General features: G+C 45.9%; 23 protein-coding genes and 2 pseudogenes. 14 read left to right on the forward strand and 11 right to left on the reverse strand.

The features are described from left to right. Nucleotides 1-31: 31 nt before the first annotated feature. Together JCM16159_RS05745 and JCM16159_RS05750 are read left to right on the forward strand one after the other, a co-directional pair. Complete coding sequence (locus tag JCM16159_RS05745; RefSeq protein WP_054857230.1) at nt 32-577, forward strand: NTPase; 546 nt, start codon at nt 32-34, stop codon at nt 575-577. Nucleotides 578-622: 45 nt separating this feature from the next. Then, complete coding sequence (locus JCM16159_RS05750; protein ID WP_054857231.1) at nt 623-826, forward strand: hypothetical protein; 204 nt, start codon at nt 623-625, stop codon at nt 824-826. Between the two features lie 29 nt (nt 827-855). Here the strand turns inward: JCM16159_RS05750 and JCM16159_RS05755 are convergent, their stop codons facing one another. The 5 genes from JCM16159_RS05755 to JCM16159_RS18780 all read right to left on the reverse strand — a co-directional run bounded on the left by JCM16159_RS05755 (nt 856) and on the right by JCM16159_RS18780 (nt 2,514). Further along, on the reverse strand, nt 856-1,293 hold the full coding sequence (locus JCM16159_RS05755; protein ID WP_054857232.1) for a hypothetical protein: 438 nt from the start codon (nt 1,291-1,293) through the stop codon (nt 856-858). Beyond that, nucleotides 1,281-1,565 (reverse strand): hypothetical protein, encoded by a 285-nt coding sequence (locus JCM16159_RS05760; RefSeq protein ID WP_054857233.1) that lies wholly within the window; start codon nt 1,563-1,565, stop codon nt 1,281-1,283. Before JCM16159_RS05760 ends, JCM16159_RS05755 begins: the two co-directional genes overlap by 13 nt. A 77-nt stretch (nt 1,566-1,642) precedes the next feature. Beyond that, entirely contained in the window at nt 1,643-1,801 is a 159-nt protein-coding gene (locus tag JCM16159_RS15230) for an ATP-binding protein (protein WP_243666067.1), read from the reverse strand. A 114-nt stretch (nt 1,802-1,915) separates the two neighbouring features. Next, a complete protein-coding gene (locus JCM16159_RS05765; protein WP_243666068.1) occupies nt 1,916-2,164 on the reverse strand; it encodes a hypothetical protein in 249 nt (82 codons plus the stop codon). Nucleotides 2,165-2,385: 221 nt separating this feature from the next. Beyond that, nucleotides 2,386-2,514, reverse strand: coding sequence for a hypothetical protein (locus tag JCM16159_RS18780; protein ID WP_367834323.1), 129 nt, complete (start codon nt 2,512-2,514; stop codon nt 2,386-2,388). A gap of 439 nt (nt 2,515-2,953) precedes the next feature. Between JCM16159_RS18780 and JCM16159_RS05770 the strand changes: the two genes are divergently transcribed. The 9 genes and pseudogenes from JCM16159_RS05770 (at nt 2,954) to JCM16159_RS18795 (ending at nt 8,711) form a co-directional block, all read left to right on the forward strand. Beyond that, nucleotides 2,954-3,952 (forward strand): metallophosphoesterase, encoded by a 999-nt coding sequence (locus tag JCM16159_RS05770; RefSeq protein ID WP_054857235.1) that lies wholly within the window; start codon nt 2,954-2,956, stop codon nt 3,950-3,952. Nucleotides 3,953-3,990: 38 nt separating this feature from the next. Continuing rightward, nucleotides 3,991-4,818 carry an inositol monophosphatase family protein gene (locus tag JCM16159_RS05775; RefSeq protein ID WP_054857236.1) on the forward strand — a complete coding sequence of 276 codons (828 nt, stop codon included), beginning with the start codon at nt 3,991-3,993 and terminating at the stop codon, nt 4,816-4,818. A gap of 142 nt (nt 4,819-4,960) precedes the next feature. Continuing rightward, nucleotides 4,961-5,113, forward strand: coding sequence for a hypothetical protein (locus JCM16159_RS05780; protein WP_243666069.1), 153 nt, complete (start codon nt 4,961-4,963; stop codon nt 5,111-5,113). 78 nt (nt 5,114-5,191) lie between these two features. Further along, entirely contained in the window at nt 5,192-5,584 is a 393-nt protein-coding gene (locus JCM16159_RS05785; RefSeq protein ID WP_054857237.1) for an SWIM zinc finger family protein, read from the forward strand. Between the two features lie 125 nt (nt 5,585-5,709). Beyond that, the gene (locus JCM16159_RS18785; protein WP_367834324.1) at nt 5,710-5,841 is read left to right on the forward strand and encodes a hypothetical protein; all 132 of its coding nucleotides are present in this window, start codon (nt 5,710-5,712) and stop codon (nt 5,839-5,841) included. A gap of 37 nt (nt 5,842-5,878) precedes the next feature. Continuing rightward, a complete protein-coding gene (locus JCM16159_RS05790; protein ID WP_243666163.1) occupies nt 5,879-6,358 on the forward strand; it encodes a class I SAM-dependent methyltransferase in 480 nt (159 codons plus the stop codon). Nucleotides 6,359-6,424: 66 nt separating this feature from the next. Further along, nucleotides 6,425-8,084 (forward strand): annotated as a pseudogene (locus tag JCM16159_RS05795) (long-chain fatty acid--CoA ligase). Nucleotides 8,085-8,130: 46 nt separating this feature from the next. Next, nucleotides 8,131-8,424: an MBL fold metallo-hydrolase gene (locus JCM16159_RS18790; RefSeq protein WP_367834325.1), complete on the forward strand. Its 294-nt coding sequence runs from the start codon at nt 8,131-8,133 to the stop codon at nt 8,422-8,424. A gap of 11 nt (nt 8,425-8,435) precedes the next feature. Further along, nucleotides 8,436-8,711, forward strand: a complete 276-nt coding sequence (locus tag JCM16159_RS18795) for an MBL fold metallo-hydrolase (protein ID WP_367834326.1) — start codon at nt 8,436-8,438, stop codon at nt 8,709-8,711. On the opposite strand, the gene JCM16159_RS18800 is transcribed toward JCM16159_RS18795, so the two are convergent. From JCM16159_RS18800 to JCM16159_RS05820, 6 genes and pseudogenes are all read right to left on the reverse strand, one after another. Continuing rightward, nucleotides 8,700-8,900 (reverse strand): amidohydrolase family protein, encoded by a 201-nt coding sequence (locus JCM16159_RS18800; RefSeq protein ID WP_367834327.1) that lies wholly within the window; start codon nt 8,898-8,900, stop codon nt 8,700-8,702. The two genes, JCM16159_RS18795 and JCM16159_RS18800, sit on opposite strands and share 12 nt — an antisense overlap. After that, nucleotides 8,897-9,631, reverse strand: coding sequence for an amidohydrolase family protein (locus tag JCM16159_RS18805; protein ID WP_367834328.1), 735 nt, complete (start codon nt 9,629-9,631; stop codon nt 8,897-8,899). The genes JCM16159_RS18800 and JCM16159_RS18805 overlap by 4 nt, the downstream gene beginning before the upstream one ends. Nucleotides 9,632-9,736: 105 nt before the next feature. Continuing rightward, the gene (locus tag JCM16159_RS05810; RefSeq protein ID WP_367834329.1) at nt 9,737-10,282 is read right to left on the reverse strand and encodes an enoyl-CoA hydratase-related protein; all 546 of its coding nucleotides are present in this window, start codon (nt 10,280-10,282) and stop codon (nt 9,737-9,739) included. Then, nucleotides 10,243-10,404 carry a hypothetical protein gene (locus JCM16159_RS18810; protein ID WP_367834330.1) on the reverse strand — a complete coding sequence of 54 codons (162 nt, stop codon included), beginning with the start codon at nt 10,402-10,404 and terminating at the stop codon, nt 10,243-10,245. Before JCM16159_RS18810 ends, JCM16159_RS05810 begins: the two co-directional genes overlap by 40 nt. Nucleotides 10,405-10,514: 110 nt before the next feature. Next, the gene (locus JCM16159_RS05815; protein WP_054857239.1) at nt 10,515-11,060 is read right to left on the reverse strand and encodes a Zn-ribbon domain-containing OB-fold protein; all 546 of its coding nucleotides are present in this window, start codon (nt 11,058-11,060) and stop codon (nt 10,515-10,517) included. Beyond that, nucleotides 11,060-12,272, reverse strand: a pseudogene (locus tag JCM16159_RS05820) (thiolase domain-containing protein). The gene JCM16159_RS05815 and the pseudogene JCM16159_RS05820 overlap by 1 nt, the downstream one beginning before the upstream one ends. 156 nt (nt 12,273-12,428) lie before the next feature. Here JCM16159_RS05820 and JCM16159_RS05825 point away from each other — a divergent pair. The 3 genes from JCM16159_RS05825 to JCM16159_RS05835 all read left to right on the forward strand — a co-directional run bounded on the left by JCM16159_RS05825 (nt 12,429) and on the right by JCM16159_RS05835 (nt 15,891). Continuing rightward, on the forward strand, nt 12,429-14,423 hold the full coding sequence (locus tag JCM16159_RS05825) for a 3-hydroxyacyl-CoA dehydrogenase/enoyl-CoA hydratase family protein (RefSeq protein WP_243666165.1): 1,995 nt from the start codon (nt 12,429-12,431) through the stop codon (nt 14,421-14,423). Nucleotides 14,424-14,482: 59 nt separating this feature from the next. After that, nucleotides 14,483-14,821 (forward strand): SCP2 sterol-binding domain-containing protein, encoded by a 339-nt coding sequence (locus JCM16159_RS05830; protein WP_054857241.1) that lies wholly within the window; start codon nt 14,483-14,485, stop codon nt 14,819-14,821. Between the two features lie 113 nt (nt 14,822-14,934). Continuing rightward, nucleotides 14,935-15,891, forward strand: coding sequence for a hydroxyacid dehydrogenase (locus JCM16159_RS05835; RefSeq protein WP_054857242.1), 957 nt, complete (start codon nt 14,935-14,937; stop codon nt 15,889-15,891). The last annotated feature ends 3 nt before the right edge of the window (nt 15,892-15,894 follow it).

The following is a 15,894-nucleotide window of genomic DNA, read 5'->3' on the forward strand; positions in this document are numbered from 1 at the left end:
TTAATTAATCTTATCATCAATTAGGGAGAGGATGCTTAGGGTCCTAATAACAGGGCCACCGGGCGTGGGCAAGACCACCCTCATTAAGCGCTTGGTTGGTCACGCAAGGTCAATGGGCATTGGGGTTTTCGGCTTCATAACCACCGAGGTTAGGGAAGGTGGTTCTAGGGTGGGCTTTAAGATAGTGGATATTAATAGCGGTAGCGAGGCTTGGTTGGCTCACGTGAGTCTATTCGCAGGTGGGCCAATGGTTGGTAAGTACAATGTCAATCTAAAGGCCATGGAAGATGTCGGGATACCGGCGATAAGGTCTGCCAGGCCAGGCTCATTGCTCGTGGTTGATGAGATTGGTAAGATGGAGCTAATGCACGAGGGCTTCCTGAGGGCTCTTGAGGAGGTTGTGAGCGGTGTTCACTTCCTCGGCACGATATACATGGCCTATAGGACCAACAGGTCCGTGGCATCCTTCGTGAGTAAGTACGGGTTTAAAATCATTGAGTTGACGAGGACTAATAGGGATCAAACACTTAATGAGTTAATTAGGGAGTTAGATAGAGTAATTAAGTCAGGGCATTAGTTATGGGTAGTAATAAATAATTTAATGACATTGTGGTAAAGTGCCATGTGGGCTGGGTGGAGGGTTAGGTTGTTGAGGAAATTAGACATTGTACTGATAATATTTGAGTTAGTATTAAGTGTGATGTTACTCTTAACATCTTATATTACCAAAAGTCCATACCTCAGGGGTGTTGGTGTTGGGTTAATGATTGCCTGGGTAACAAGTGCAATAGCATATGCGGTCAGGACTAAGGGCCCTTGGAACTAATTAAGGCCTTAATGATAGATACTCCGTAATTAAATGCCGTACTCACGGACCAGCCTAGCCATGTATTCATCGATAACCTCGTAAATACCTCGCTCAATCTCCCTAACCATGTACATATTAACTAAGGTCTTTAAGCTCATTGTGAAGGTCTTATCATCTATTGAGTGTCCAATCAGGGATTCAGCAAGTCTCTTAATCTCAACCCACCTAGCCCTACCTAACGTGGCCAAGGCCCTGTAAATGACAAGCTCGTACTTCCCCAACCTACTGAGCTCGTCCTTAATAACCTCCCTGGCAATATCCCTTAGGGCATTCATGGCCTCTAAACGGTTCTTACCACTTGATCTAAGGCTTCCATAATATGTTAACCAACCAACGATACCGTCAAACTCTCCCACCACATCCTCAATCTCGGTATCGCTGATGCCGATACCACATTCCCTTGAACCAACCCTCAGAAACTCCATGGGCTGCTCCCTGGTGAAGGCTTAAGCTCAAACCTAATCAATGGCCTACCCAGAGACTCAGGACTCCTCATTATTAACCGTGTGGTACCAATGAGTGAACCACTAAATACAAACTTAACCCTAGATTTGTTATAGGCTACGGAAAGAAGCGCGGAGAGTTTTGGACTAATTATGTTCTGAACCTCATCAATACCAATAACCACATCACCCAACTCTTTAATTAATCTCTCAATAGTTGCCGTGGGCCTTCTTTCAATATCTAATTGAAGCACTGCTAAGTTAAGCTTAACCTTAATGTTTAATCTCTTAACCTCATCGACAAGCCTAAGTCCGAGGCCTTTAAGTCCCGTTATTGTCGACGCATCGATATATATATGCCACCAAGTTCGTTAATTACGACCCTCATAACTGTGGTCTTGCCAACCCTCTTGGGGCCAAGGATAACCGGCCAAAAGCCGCTATTCAATAACCGTTCAATTTCATTAATCACATCATCCCTACCAAACACGGAATCCCTACTAACCTTAGGCCGGTATCGAAGAATTTACAGAAAACTGGTGGCATACCAGTAAACTGGTAAAGCACCAGTTCTATATACTTTACGCAACCGCCATTATGCCATTCATAATGCGCCGTAAACCATACCAACCCACGACTCAGTCAGTATGGTCACGATATTACCCAGATTATCATAAATATACGCCAATAACATGGGTACACTTAGACCCAGCGACCCTAACTCTTGAACCTCATCAATGGCTAACACAACCCTTATGCCCAAGTCCTTGGCACCCTTATCCACGGCCTCCAATAACGACGTAAGTACAGCCCTACCCCTACGCCAGGTTATGGATACACTCAGGGATTGCATGCCTATTACGATGCTATCAATATTACGTAACAAACTAATTAATTTATCCTTAAAGCTAGACCTCTGCTGTAGGAAGTTTGTTAATGCCTGTGAGAACCTCAGTCATGAAACCTTTAATGTTCACTCCCTCTCATTAAGTATAATCCTCCTGGCATCAATTAGTGTATACGGTATTCCATAACTATTTAAGAAACTCCTTAAGAGACTCGACTTACCCATCCTCATAATGCCAGTATTACTGCGATCCTACCATCCCTATAGCACGCAATCAATTTGTTAAGTTCGTCCCTAAAGTCATATAACTCCTTAATACATTCCTTGGGTCTTAAATCGAAAAGTACTGGTACCACTACCAGCAATAATTTAGATACTTACTTCTATCGAGGCGCTTTGGCATAAATTATAATTAATGACTTGACATAAGAAGAGTTTATATTTGAGGTTATATTAACTTATATAATTAAACAATTACAATTATTCTCTTAATTTAGTTAAGTTATATTTTACATATATGCCTTATGGACCTTATTTAACGCAGGTAAATTATTAAGGGCATTCTCTGTTCTTAGTGCTAATAATAGAATGAAGTATTCATGTAATTTAATAATCACAATCCTAACCGTAATGCTTACATTAATACCCCCCATCATTCTAATTATTTTACATTAGCGTTATTATTGCCACGTATTTCGATTATTATTTCATTTAATTATTTGTTTAAATAATTTGGTTCGTATTTCCCCTGTTTTGATGGGTTAGGTTTAAATATTGTTTAAAACAAGCGTCTTCGTGGGTAGATTAAGAATTTTGCTTGTCTCGGACCTGCATGGCTCGAGCGTGGTGTATGGCAAGTTATCTAATGCCATTAAGTTCTATAAGGCCGATGTGGTGGTCTTTGCGGGTGACCTCACTGGTAAGGCTCTGGTGCCTATTATTCGGGATGATGGTTCCTTCAGCCTTGGTTCTGGCGTTAGTAAGTACTTGGTTAATGTCTTCGGTGATGTTAAGGCTGTGGGTGATAAGGACCTTGACAAGGTGGTTAAGGACCTGAGGGGCAGGGGTTATTACCCGCTTGTTACTGATAAGGCTGGTTACGAGGAACTAGCCAGTAATAGGGACAGGGTTAGGGAGACCTTTATCAAACTCATGATTAATGCCCTGGAGGAGGACCTGGGCAAGGTGGTTACTAGGTACAGGGAGGCCGGCGTTAAGTTATTAATAATGCCTGGCAATGATGACTACCCAGAAATTGCAGATTACGTGAGGAAGCAAGCCTCCGACGTGTTAGTGCCAATTGATGAGGACGTTGTTGAGCTAAACGGCTACTACTTCCTGGGCTTCGGATACTCAACACCAACGCCTTGGAACACGCCCAGGGAAGTCAGTGAGGAGGAGCTTAGGGCGAGGGTTGAGAGGCTAATTGGGAATGTTGATCAATCCAGGCTCAGCAGATTGATCATGGTTATTCATGACCCACCATATAACACGCTCATTGATCAAGCCTATCAATTAAGCAAGGACTTTAAACCCATGATTAGGGGTGGCGAGTTTTTGAGGACCCACGTCGGTAGTAAGTCCGTGAGGGCCTTGATTGAGGAGTACTCACCATTAATGGGCATGCATGGGCACATACATGAGGCGCCCGGCATTGACTACGTAAAGAGCAATACTGGTGCCAAGGTGCCCGTCATCAATGCAGGTAGTGAGTACTCGGAGGGTGTGCTCAGGGCGGCTTACCTAATCATTGAGGATAATAAGTTGAAGAATTATTTCCTAATCAGGGGTTAGGTAGGATTTTTAAATAGAGCAATCGAGAGTTAACTAACGTGGAGGTTAACCTTGAATCACTCATTAAGGACCTAGTCATCAAGGCCGGCTCGTTCGTTAAATCTAAGTCCAATGACCTTAGCTACAGGCAAATAATGAAGAGGGGCTCAACGGATGTTTCGAGACGCATTGACCTGGAGGTTGAGGACATGATTATTAAGGATATCGAGAAGGAGGGCTTGAGGGCAGTAATCAGCACTGAGGAGAGAGGCGTTGTTAAGGTCGGTGATGGGGATCCCGAGTACGCATTCGTTGTTGATCCATTGGATGGTTCATTAAACTTCGTGCTAGGTATACCGTTCTACTCAATATCGATTGCAGCTGGTAAGTACGGTAACCCATTAAGATTCAGCGACTTAACGGATGGCGTCGTTTATTACGTTGCGAAGGACGTACTTTACTACGGTGGTTCGGGGGGCATTGAGTTCAGGGGTGATGATCTTGGCGACCTTAGTGAGGATATTGATAGGCCCGTGATATCACTTTACCTGGAGCCTAATGCAGATGAGAGGTTGCTGCGGGGGCTTAGGGCTGTTTATGATAGGTTTGGTAAGTTTAAGATAAGGAGTTTAGGTGCTGCTAGCCTTGAGATGGTGATGGCGTCGATGGGCAGATTTCTCGCTTTCATGGACCTCAGGAATAGGCTTAGGATATTTGACATTGCCGGTGCTTATGTGATTTCTAGGGCAATGAAGGTAAATGCTTATACGTTAAATGGTGATGATTTAGGTATTGAATTAGTGAGTGGTGATAGGAGATTTAGTGTTGTGGTTAGTAGGAATGGTGAGTTCATTAGGGATTTCCTTAGTTTGATGGGGGTTAAGTGAAAGTTTTGCTATTCTAATTAGTTAATTAGTTAGGAGGTATTAAATAGGCGTTTACTCACTGTAAAACTGATGAGGATTAGACTAAACCTTGACTGTCCAAGGTGTGGCGGAGCATTGTTCCTAGAGGAGGATGAAAAAAAGCGTGGGCATTTACTGCACCAGGTGTGGTCTCAGGGTTAGTTGGAAGTTACGTGACGCGGCCAGGAGGGCCGTTAAGAACATTGATGGTTCATTAGTATTTGATTGGAACTCAGTAATTGATGAGCTATACCTCGAACTAGCCATTAATCAGTAATGGGTAATACCTAATCATGGACTAGAAAGATTAATTTAAGCTGTCACGAAATACCTAAGGAATCCCTGGTGGTTAACTTTGTCTGAGGAATTAGCACCGCAATTAAGTAGGAAATTGAAGGAGTGGTTACTAGAGCTAGCCAGTAAGCTTAATTGGAGAATTGATAAAGTCCTAGACTCCTACAGGCTTGCCCAGCGTTCAGAGATAATTGACGTCAGGGATGATGGCAAATCAATAAGCGGCGTTAGGCTTAGGGTACCATCAGAGACCAGGAACGACGTGAATTACTACGTGTCAGTCGGTCCATACGGCGCAAAGTGCACTTGCGAATCCTCGGTAATAAGAGGCGAGGTTTGTAAACACATAGTGGCTGGCTTGATAATGTGGAACATGCTAAGTGTGATCAAGTATGGTAAGTGGCTCGACCTCGATGAACTAGAATGGTTGAGACAATCCAAGGGTAATGAATGACTAAAGCCCACCATGCTAGAAAGACAAATGCCCAAAATCAATTACCCACAAACTTTGAAAGATAATTCATCGCATTCATCCTCACAGACAGTTAGGGATTAGAAACTTCATGCTCAACAACACGTGTGGAATACCTAAAGGACTTAATGAATACATATGACACAATATCAAGAGCCTACGCAGAAGCCAGGGAAGAGGGACTACTAGCGAGGACACTACTCAACAACATAAACGACTTAATTAATGGGTTAAACTAGGGTTGTACTTGACATCGGGGCGGGCGCTGGCGGTAACCTGAGGGTCACAAGGTCATTTCTAAACGCAGCAATGTACATCGGCTGCGAATTGAGCCTCGGCATGATAAAAGCAGCGCAGGAACCAATTGATTGGATAAACTGCTCAGCAACGCACATACCAATAAGGCCGGGCTCTGTGGACTTAGTTATTTCAATAGCCACGCTACACCACATACCCAAACACCTGGTGAATGCGGCCTTACGGGGTATACACGAATCATTAAGTCCAGGAGGCTTATTTGTGGCCACCGTGTGGGGTTGTAATGAGGCCACGCTTAAGAGATTAAGGCGTATTAATGATTGTGAGGGCTATATTAACTGGAGCTATGGACTTAATGAAAGCATTACTAGGTATTACAGGCTCTATAAAAATGATGAGTTGAAGAACGAGGCTTTGGACGCGGGCTTTACTATCATTAGGAATGGAACTATTAGGTTAGGCAAATTTATTAATTATTACATAGTTTCGTATAAATAGGTATATAGCCAATATATAAGTAATGCTTTATTATGTATTTTGCTATAATTACTATGGTAGATCGGAATGGGCACACAGCAATATGACTATCAGTTAACGCTGGACAAGCTGATACGTAAGGCAGCGCTGATATACCCAGACGTCGAGATAGTGCACGCGCCACCCGGAGGCCCAATAATTAGATCAAACTACGCCAAGGAATGGGACAGAATACAGAGACTTGGTTCCGTGCTTGAGGAATTAGGTGCGAGTCCAGGCGAGCCTGGTAAGTTCGGTAGTAAGGTTGCGGTGCTTGATTGGAACACGATTAGGCACTTCGAGCTTTACTACGGGGTGCCGATGTACGGTGCAGTACTTCATACAGTGAATGTGCTTCTCGCGCCTGAAGACATAATATACACACTGCTCCAGGCCCAAGATGATGTATTATTCATTAATGAGGACTTCATACCACTCGCAAGGGTTGCAACCTCACTCGTGAAGTCCATAAAGAAGGTGGTGATAATGAGTGACAAGCCAGAGCACGAGGAGATATCTTTCGATGGAGTTGAGGTTTATTGGTACGAGGACCTCATCAGGGACGCAAGGCCCTACAACTTCCCAGAACTCAGTGAGAATACCGTAGCCACGATGATGTTCACCTCAGGAACAACAGGCAGGCCAAAGGGCACTTACTTCACGCATAGGCAGTTGGTGCTACACGCAATGTCAGTCGCCCTATCACTATCCGCGCCACCAATTAACGCCAACATATACGACGTAGCAATGCCCCTCGTACCCATGTTCCACGTACATGCCTGGGGACTACCGTACATAGCCACCCTGGTCGGCATCAAGCAGGTATACCCAGGGCGCTTCGATTGGGGCTGGATACTGAGGTTAATCAAGGAAGAGGGTGTTACAATAACCAATGGAGTACCAACAATACTATACAACATACTCTATCACCCAGACTCGCCAAAGTATGACCTAAGAGGTCTAAAGTTCGTAATAGGGGGCTCAGCACTACCCAGGGGACTCCTTGAGGAGGCAAACAGGAGGGGCATACACGTGGTCCAGGCTTCGGCCTAACAGAGACCGCGCCAGTAATACTACTAACAATGGAGAAACCAAAGATGAAGGACTGGCCTGAGGACAGAAAGAGAGATATCATACTAAGCGCCGGCCTACCAATACCTCTCGTGGACATTAGGGTCGTTGATGAGCAGGGTAGGGACGTACCAATGGATGGTAAGACCATGGGTGAACTAGTGGTTAGGGCCCCGTGGATAACCAGGGAATACCTAAATGACCCAGAAAAGACCAACAAGGCTTGGCGCGATGGCTGGTTCCACACCGATGACATAGCCGTTTGGGACAGCGAAGGCTATGTATGGATCATGGACAGGGCAAAAGACGTAATCAAGAGTGGCGGTGAGTGGATATCGAGCACGAGACTCGAGGACTTAATAAGCACACACCCAGCGGTTTACGAAGTGGCTGTTATTGGAGCCCCCCATCCAAAGTGGGGTGAGAGGCCCGTGGCAATTGTAGTGCCTAAACCCGGTCAGAAGGTTACGGAGGACGAGATAAAGAATTACTTAATGAGCTTAGTTAATGAGGCAAGATGCCCAAGTGGTGGATACCAGATAAAGTGGTAATCGTTGATTCCGAACTGCCAAAGACAAGCACTGGGAAGGTTGATAAGAAGGTGCTCAGGGAGAGATTTCAAATAAGTCTTGGTTGATAATTACCAAATCCTTATTAAATACTAAAGCTAATTCATCAAAAATATGGAGGTTTACATAATAAGGAGCATGTCGAACAGTTATCTAACGAGCGATGGCGTACTTATAGACGTCGGCGCAAGGGTTACCGACATAACTAAGGTGGCTAGGGAACATGGCATCGACATAAAGTACCTATTCATAACGCATTACCACGTTGGCCACACCAGGTATGCCCACGAAATCGCTAAGGCCTTTAACTGCAAGGTTGTTGCGTCAATACTTAAATCCAGCATCATTGAGGGTAAGGAAAAACCCAAGCTACAGGCCTTCTTCAATCAATTATATCAATCTTCATGAGAATAAAACCCGTGAGTGTGGATATTAAGGTTAATGACGGCGACGCTATCGAGGGCTATAAGGCAATATACGCACCTGGCCACACGCCCGGTAGCACAGCCTACTTCAAGGACGGTATAATATTCAGTGGGGACGCAATTGTTGAGCATGGCGGAAAACCAGCACCACCGCCGAGGGAGTTCACGTTAAATATGGAGGAGGCCATGAGAAGTATGGATAAGCTACTTAGCTTAAGGCCGAGGATTATTTATCCAGGGCACGGAAAGCCAATAAGTTTAAGTACTTAGGTTCTCATTGATCCTAAAGCCATGGTACTTAAACAACTCAATCGCGTTATTCATCATGATCATCTCCTTATCGATATTATCAACCTCATCACTACCATCAACACACTTAACATCACCCAAAACATCCCTAAACCTCCTATACGGATAACCACTACCAAACAAAATCCTATCTGGACCCAGGGTATTCAATATCGCTTCGCCGACTCATCATTAAACAGGTAGCAATTAATCCCCGGCGTACTTAGGTACGTATTATCATACTTCCTCATCACCCTAAGAACCTCCCTAACCCAAAGGCTAAACCTCTCGGGTGGCGTCCCAAGACCATTAATGACCATGTAAGGCCTATACTCTTCAAGGACCTCAGCAAGGTTCTTAGGCATCACATGCGTAATTATCCTCTCATCAACATCCTTAGGCATCCCCAAGTGCATCACAATCAAAACATTATTCTTCTCTGCATACTCCATCAACTGCTTAAACGCTGGACTTGTGGCCGGGTTGAAGAACTGAAGTGTTGGGGAGACGAACACGCCCCTAAGGCCCAGGTGCTCCAATTCCTTAATCTTCTGCTTAACATACTTACTACCAAAGCTTGGGTTAATACTTGAGAATGGTATGAAGAAATCACTAACACCCTCCTTAAAAACCTCATACCAAAGCTTCATATTATCAATCATGTACTCAGGCCACTTGTTAACCAAGTCATAAACCTCCCTAACCACGGACTTGACATCAACATACATACCCAAGTCCCTACCTAATCTATATAGACCATTAAGGGTTAAGCTAAGTGTCGGGTCAACATCAATCGGGTATAGTACAGATGCAACGGCACCAACACGGTGAAGTCTCTCCCTTAATACCCAAAGCTCTGCACCAGGATGAACATGGAAATCAATAAAGTAATTACCCAGCATTAATAATCTCTATATTGCTGGGATTTAAAAATTATTCGCTAATATTTTAATCTATAGATGCAAATTCAATTACTTAAACCAAATATTTTTACATAAATCAAACGATCAAGAACCAGTGAACCTCGGCCTCCTCCTCTCAAGGAAGGCACTAACACCCTCAACAAAATCATGAGTATTACCCAACTCACCCTGCAACCTAGCCTCAACAGCCAGGAACTGATCAAGGTCCTTAAACAACGCCTCATTAATCAACCTCTTGTCATACGAATAAGCCTTGAATGGGCCCTGAACAAGTTCGTTAGCAAACCTCAAGGCCTCACCCAATGGATCATCAACAACCTTAACAAGGCCCATGGCCTCCGCCTCCTCAGCCGTAAACTCACCACCAATAAGCAAATACCTAAGCGCCCTAGCACCAACCAACCTAGCCATCATAAGCGTCAAACCAGTATCGGGAACAATACCAAGATTCTGAAAAGCCAAAACAAACCTAGCATTCCTAGAGGCAAAGGCGAAGTCGCAAGCCACGGCAAGGCTAATACCAGCCCCCGCAGCCACACCATTAACAGCCGCAATAAACAACTTATCACTAAACCTAATCTCCTTAAGAATCAAGTGAAATGAGTTCCTAAGCTCACCCTCAAGATCCACAGCCCCAGGACCACTGGCTTAACGGAAATCTCAGCGCCAGAGGAAAAGGCCCTACCAGCGCCCGTCAATACCCCAACCCTCTTGCCCGGGTCGGCATTAAACCTACGCAGTGCATCAAGCAACTCAGCCCTAAGCTCAGGCCCCAGGCATTCAACTTATCAGGCCTATTAAGCGTGAAAACCGTTACGGGACCCCTATCATCAACAATCACATACTTATACATAACAACCACCTACTGCTCCACAGGCACAAACTCATACGTCAAGTAACCCTCAGGCTCCCTCCTAACAACCTGAAGCCTAACCCTCATACCAACCCTAACCCTCTTTGGATCATCAACCCTCAACCAAGCCAACACATTAAAGCCCTCCCTCATCCTAGCAATAGCCACCACATAATCCGGGTAATGCGAGTATGTAAGGGGCTTCGTGTTTATCACGGTGTACGTCAACAACTCACCCTCACCACCAACCTCAACCCAGTCCATATCACTAGCCCTACAATACGGACAATCAGCCTGGGGCGGGAAGTAATACCTACCACACCTCCTGCACTTCGTTGCATACACCTTACCCTCCCTCAAACCATCAAAGAACCTCTTAATCCTCTCAACACTAATCGAAAACCTAAGCCTCATCTCTCTAACATCATACCACAGACTATACTGACCCTTCTCATCAGGCGCTATGGGCAGTCCCGTGGCCTTGACAACCTCATTCAACTGCTTAATAGACTGCCTCCAAAACTCCTCATACTTGGCCTCCAGGGACATCACCATCACCTCTTGGGCTTCACCCTCGGCGAACCATTCTTATCCAGCGAATAAATAGTTACATAGGCATAATGACCAGTACCACCGACATTATGCGCCAATGCCCAACCAGTATAGATATCGGCCTGCCTATCCCTAGGCTCAACACCCTGCCTCAACTGCTTAGTCATCTCAACAGCCATGCTCGTGCCCGTGGCCCCGATAGGATGACCCTTTGCTTTTAGTCCACCGTCTAAATTAACAGGTATCAAACCGCCTTTATATGTTTGCTCATTTCTAACTAGTTGTATGCCCATGCCTCTTTCTACAAAGCCTAGGTCTTCGTATGCCATGACCTCGGCTATTGTGAAGCAGTCATGTACATCGGCGACGTCGAAGTATTTCCAAGTGTCTTTGTGTTCAATGCCTATTCTCTTGAATGCTTGTTCAGCTGCTTGGTAGGCTGCGTCTAGTCCTATGAAGTCTGGTCTCTTGCTTAGGTTCGCGGTGCCTGTGGCCACACCTACGGACCTGATCCACACTGGTGTGTCTGTTATTTTCCTGGCCAGGTCCTCACTGGCTAGTATGACGGCGGCTGCTCCGTCTGTTATTGGGCTTGAGTCGTAGAGTTTGATTGGCCATGCTACGTACCTTGACTTGAGGCATTGGTCGACGGTTATCCTCAAGCCGTAGAATTGAGCCTTTGGGTTTATTGAGCCGTAGTAATGATTCTTAACTGCTACCTTGCAGAAGTCCTCCTCGGTTGCTCCGAACCTGTTCATGTATGCGGTCATGTAGAGTGCGTAGTAGCCTGGGAACGTTAGTCCGAAGTTTTCGAATTCCCAGAAGTAGTTGCCTGCCCTGCCTATGAATTCGACTACTGTGGGTGTTGGTGATTCGTACATCTTTTCCACGCCTATTGCCATGGTACGTCCGCCATCCCCGAGGCCACTGCTAGGTAGGCATTATAGAGCGCGGCGCTTCCCGTGGCGCAGGCTGCCTCGACTCTCATCGTGCCCCTGGGCTTAATCCGCAGTATTCGCCTACGACTACTGCGGGTAGTGACTCGGCGCTCCAGCCGCCGGCGTTGCCCACTACGAAGTATTGGATGTCCTTTTGGTCAAGCCTTGCATCATCAAGGGCCTCTTTGACGGCCTCCCAGGCAAGTTCCCCTATTGTTGCGTCTGTTCTTCGTCCGAACTTGGCGTGGCCTATCCCGACCACTGCAACGTTTCTCATAGTTCCCAGTATTTCTCGGGAATGCTTTAAATAATAATGCCTCTCTGTTCACTATTGCTTGGTTATTATCACTATATTCATTATATATGGCATTGACGCGAATAATTTGAATAAATTGAAATCGCACTTAAGAACTTAACCAAGTTTCGAAGTATGATGAGTACACAAATCAAGAGGGTCGCGGTGATAGGATCAGGTATGATGGGTCACGGCATAGCGGAGGTGTCCGCCCTGGCTGGTTATGAGGTTGTGATGGTCGACATATCGCAGGACATACTAAACAAGGCCTTGGAGAGGATTAAATGGAGTCTCGATAAACTGGCTGAGAGGGGTACGATTAGTAAGGAGAAGGTTGGTGAGGTCATGGGTAGAATAAAGACCTCGTTGTCTGTTGCTGAGGCCGTTAAGAATGCTGACCTAATGATCGAGGCTGTGACGGAGGACATCGACCGTAAGAAGCAAGTATTCTCTGAGGCGGATGCAAATGCGCCTCCGCATGCGATATTGGCCACGAACACGAGTAGTTTGCCGATAACCGAGATTGCAAGTGCCACAAAGAGGCCTGAGAGGGTTGTTGGCATTCACTTCTTTAACCCACCGGTCCTGATGCCCCTTGTTGAGATTATTAAGGGTGCGCAGACTAGTGATGAGGTTGCCAAGAGGGCTTACGACTTCGTTAAGAGCCTTGGTAAGGAGCCGATAATGGTTAATAAGGATGTGCCTGGCTTTGTTGTGAATAGGATTTTAGTTGCTCTAAACTCGGCCGCGTGCTTATTGGTTGCTAATAATATTTACTCTGTAGTCGAGATAGACTCAGCCGTTAAGTACAGGGCTGGTTTGCCCATGGGCATTTTTGAGCTTCAGGACTTCACGGGAATAGACGTTGGTTACCTGGTTGGCTTTGCGGTTGCTGTTAGGGACCCAATGCTTAGGGTCCCATGTCCACTGATTGAGGAGTTATATAAGAAGGGCTGGCTCGGCCAAAAGAGTGGCCGTGGTTTCTATGAGTATAAGGGTGGCCCGTACGAGAGGGCTAACATACCCAGGGAGGCTGGTGAGAAGGTTGACCTGGTGCTGATATTTGCTCCGGCAATTAACATGGCGGCTTGGTTGCTTAGGGAGGGTATAGCGAGTAGGGAGGATATCGATAAGGGCGTTAAGATGGGCCTTGGTTGGCCAAAGGGCGTATTTGAGTATGCCGATGAGTTTGGCATTGATAAGGTCGTTGAGGCCCTAAACCAGCTGTACTCCAAGTATAATTACGACCTATTCAAGCCGGATCCACTGCTCACGCAGATGGTTCAGGAGGGTAAGCTCGGGCAGAAGAGTGGTAAGGGCTTTTATGACTACGGCGCTACTGGCGTTACGGAGTTCAAGGAGATAATACTCAAGAGGGAACCGCCGCTTGCCTGGATAATACTCAATAGGCCGCACAGGCTTAATACCTTAACCCTGACAATGCTTGATGAGGTTAGTAAGGCTCTTGATATGCTTTGGGATGATAAGGAGATTAGGGTCGTGATAATAAGGGGCGCTGGCGATAGGGCATTCTCGGCCGGCGCTGATGTGACTTCATTCCAGGGACCACTACACACCTATTACTTCTTCATTTATAATAGGAAGTTCCAGGAGGCTGTGAGTAAGATTGAGAGGTTCCCCAAGCCCGTGATTGCAGCAATTGATGGTTACGCCCTTGGCGGTGGCTTGGAAATCGCCATGGCTTGCGACTTCAGGATAGCCACAGAGAGGTCCGAGCTTGGTCAGCCTGAGATTAACCTGGGCATAATACCGGGCGCGGGAGGCACGCAGAGGTTGATTAGGTATGTTGGTTTGGGTAGGGCTAAGGAGTTGATAATGCTTGGTGATAGGATTAAGGCTGATGAGGCGTATAGGATTGGCCTTGTTAATAGGGTTGTGCCCAAGGAGAAGTTTGAGGATGAGGTTAGGTCATTTGCGCTGAGGCTTGCCCAGGGTCCACCAATAGCGCTGACCTATGCGAAGTATGCCGTGAACTTTGGGACGCAGGTGCCTGTTGACATTGGTCTGATGCTTGAGGCCGCCTTCTTCAGTATGGCGGTTAACACGAAGGATGCTCAGGAGGGCGTCATGGCCTTCGCCATGAGGAGGAGACCCGAGTTTAAGGGTGAGTGATCATATATAGTATAAATAGCAACATTACTTAAAACAACCCCTCTTATTACTCTCATAGTATGTCAGAGGATCCCTTTGAACTACTAAACTCAATGACCCAGCAGGCACTACCAAAAATAGCCAGCAAGGTTTCTGGTCCTGTGAAGGTGTTTCAATTTACTGGGGAGGGTTATGAACCGTTCTATGTAGAGGTTGGTGGAGGCACCGTAAAGCTTACTAAGGGTACTCACAAGTCACCAACCGCCACGATACAAGTGAATAAGGATAACCTGTTGAAGATGATTAAGGGGCAGCTCGATGCCATGCAGGCCTACTTCTCAGGTGCCATTAAGGTAATGGGTAATATAATGGATGCCGCGTCGCTCATAGACATAATAAACACTGCGCGTAGGTCATGATAAATAAGCAGAATCTATAAACTTAAATTTTACTTAAAATCACTTGGTTTCCTGGTTTCTATATGATATATATAATGAGCATTTAATTACTGACCCAGGGATTAAGCGGTTATATGAGGATCCTGGTTACAGTGCCACTCACGGACCCAGACGTTGGTCCTCAGGCCATGAAAATGCTCAGTGAGGTTGGTGAGGTTGATGTTAAGCCCGTGACCACTGGGCAATTAAAGGAGATCATTGGTGATTATGATGCAGTAATTATCAGTGTTTGGCATAGGATTACTAAGGATATTATTGATGCCGGCAGGAATCTTAAGGTCATTGGTACGGCGTCCGTGGGTACTGATCACATTGATGTCGAGTATGCCGAGAGTAGGGGCATTAAGGTCGTTAGTGCTGCCGGTGCGTCGACCTATAGCGTGGCAGAGTTCACCTTCGGCCTGTTACTGATGATGGTTAAGAGGATTCCCGAGAACATGGATAGGGTTAGGGGTGGTGAGTGGGGTTCCTTGTTAACGCCAGGTATTGAGTTATTTGGTAAGACGCTTGGTGTTATTGGCTTTGGTAGGATTGGTTCCTACGTGGCTTCAATAGCCAATGCCTTCAGAATGAGGGTTTTGGGTTATGACCCGTTTGTGGATAGGGAGAGGTTCATTGAGGTTAATGCCGTTAGGATCGAGAGCCTTGATGAATTGCTCAAGCAGTCTGACTTCATAACAATACACACATCATTGACCAGGGAGAGCAAGGGCTTAATTGGTAGGAGGGAGGTTGGGCTTATGAGGAATGGCGTGTTCATTGTTAATACGGCCAGGGGTGAGGTGGTTGATGAGAATGCAATCCTTGAGGGCTTAAGGAGCGGCAAGATAGCTGGGTATGCGACGGATGTACTCACCGGTGAACCACCAACAGAGGAATCATCGCCATTACTGAGGGCATTTAAGAGACGTGAGGTCACTAATCTATTTGTGACTAGCCACATTGCTGGGGTAACGCGGGAGTCCGTTAAGAGGTATACCCTGTACGTTGTGAGGGGCGTTAGGGATGCATTAATGTTGCTTAGGAGGTGATGG

Source organism: Vulcanisaeta sp. JCM 16159 (genome assembly GCF_001316265.1).
Lineage (GTDB): Archaea > Thermoproteota > Thermoprotei > Thermoproteales > Thermocladiaceae > Vulcanisaeta.

Coding starts and splice junctions, on each gene's coding strand:
- JCM16159_RS05830 (WP_054857241.1), top strand. CDS start 14,483: ATGTCAGAGGATCCCTTTGAACTACTAAACTCAATGACCCAGCAGGCA.
- JCM16159_RS05765 (WP_243666068.1), bottom strand. CDS start 2,164: ATGCAATCCCTGAGTGTATCCATAACCTGGCGTAGGGGTAGGGCTGTA.
- JCM16159_RS18790 (WP_367834325.1), top strand. CDS start 8,131: ATGGAGGTTTACATAATAAGGAGCATGTCGAACAGTTATCTAACGAGC.
- JCM16159_RS05825 (WP_243666165.1), top strand. CDS start 12,429: ATGAGTACACAAATCAAGAGGGTCGCGGTGATAGGATCAGGTATGATG.
- JCM16159_RS18805 (WP_367834328.1), bottom strand. CDS start 9,631: ATGCTGGGTAATTACTTTATTGATTTCCATGTTCATCCTGGTGCAGAG.
- JCM16159_RS05750 (WP_054857231.1), top strand. CDS start 623: ATGTGGGCTGGGTGGAGGGTTAGGTTGTTGAGGAAATTAGACATTGTA.
- JCM16159_RS05755 (WP_054857232.1), bottom strand. CDS start 1,293: ATGGAGTTTCTGAGGGTTGGTTCAAGGGAATGTGGTATCGGCATCAGC.
- JCM16159_RS05835 (WP_054857242.1), top strand. CDS start 14,935: ATGAGGATCCTGGTTACAGTGCCACTCACGGACCCAGACGTTGGTCCT.
- JCM16159_RS05745 (WP_054857230.1), top strand. CDS start 32: ATGCTTAGGGTCCTAATAACAGGGCCACCGGGCGTGGGCAAGACCACC.
- JCM16159_RS05815 (WP_054857239.1), bottom strand. CDS start 11,060: ATGGTGATGTCCCTGGAGGCCAAGTATGAGGAGTTTTGGAGGCAGTCT.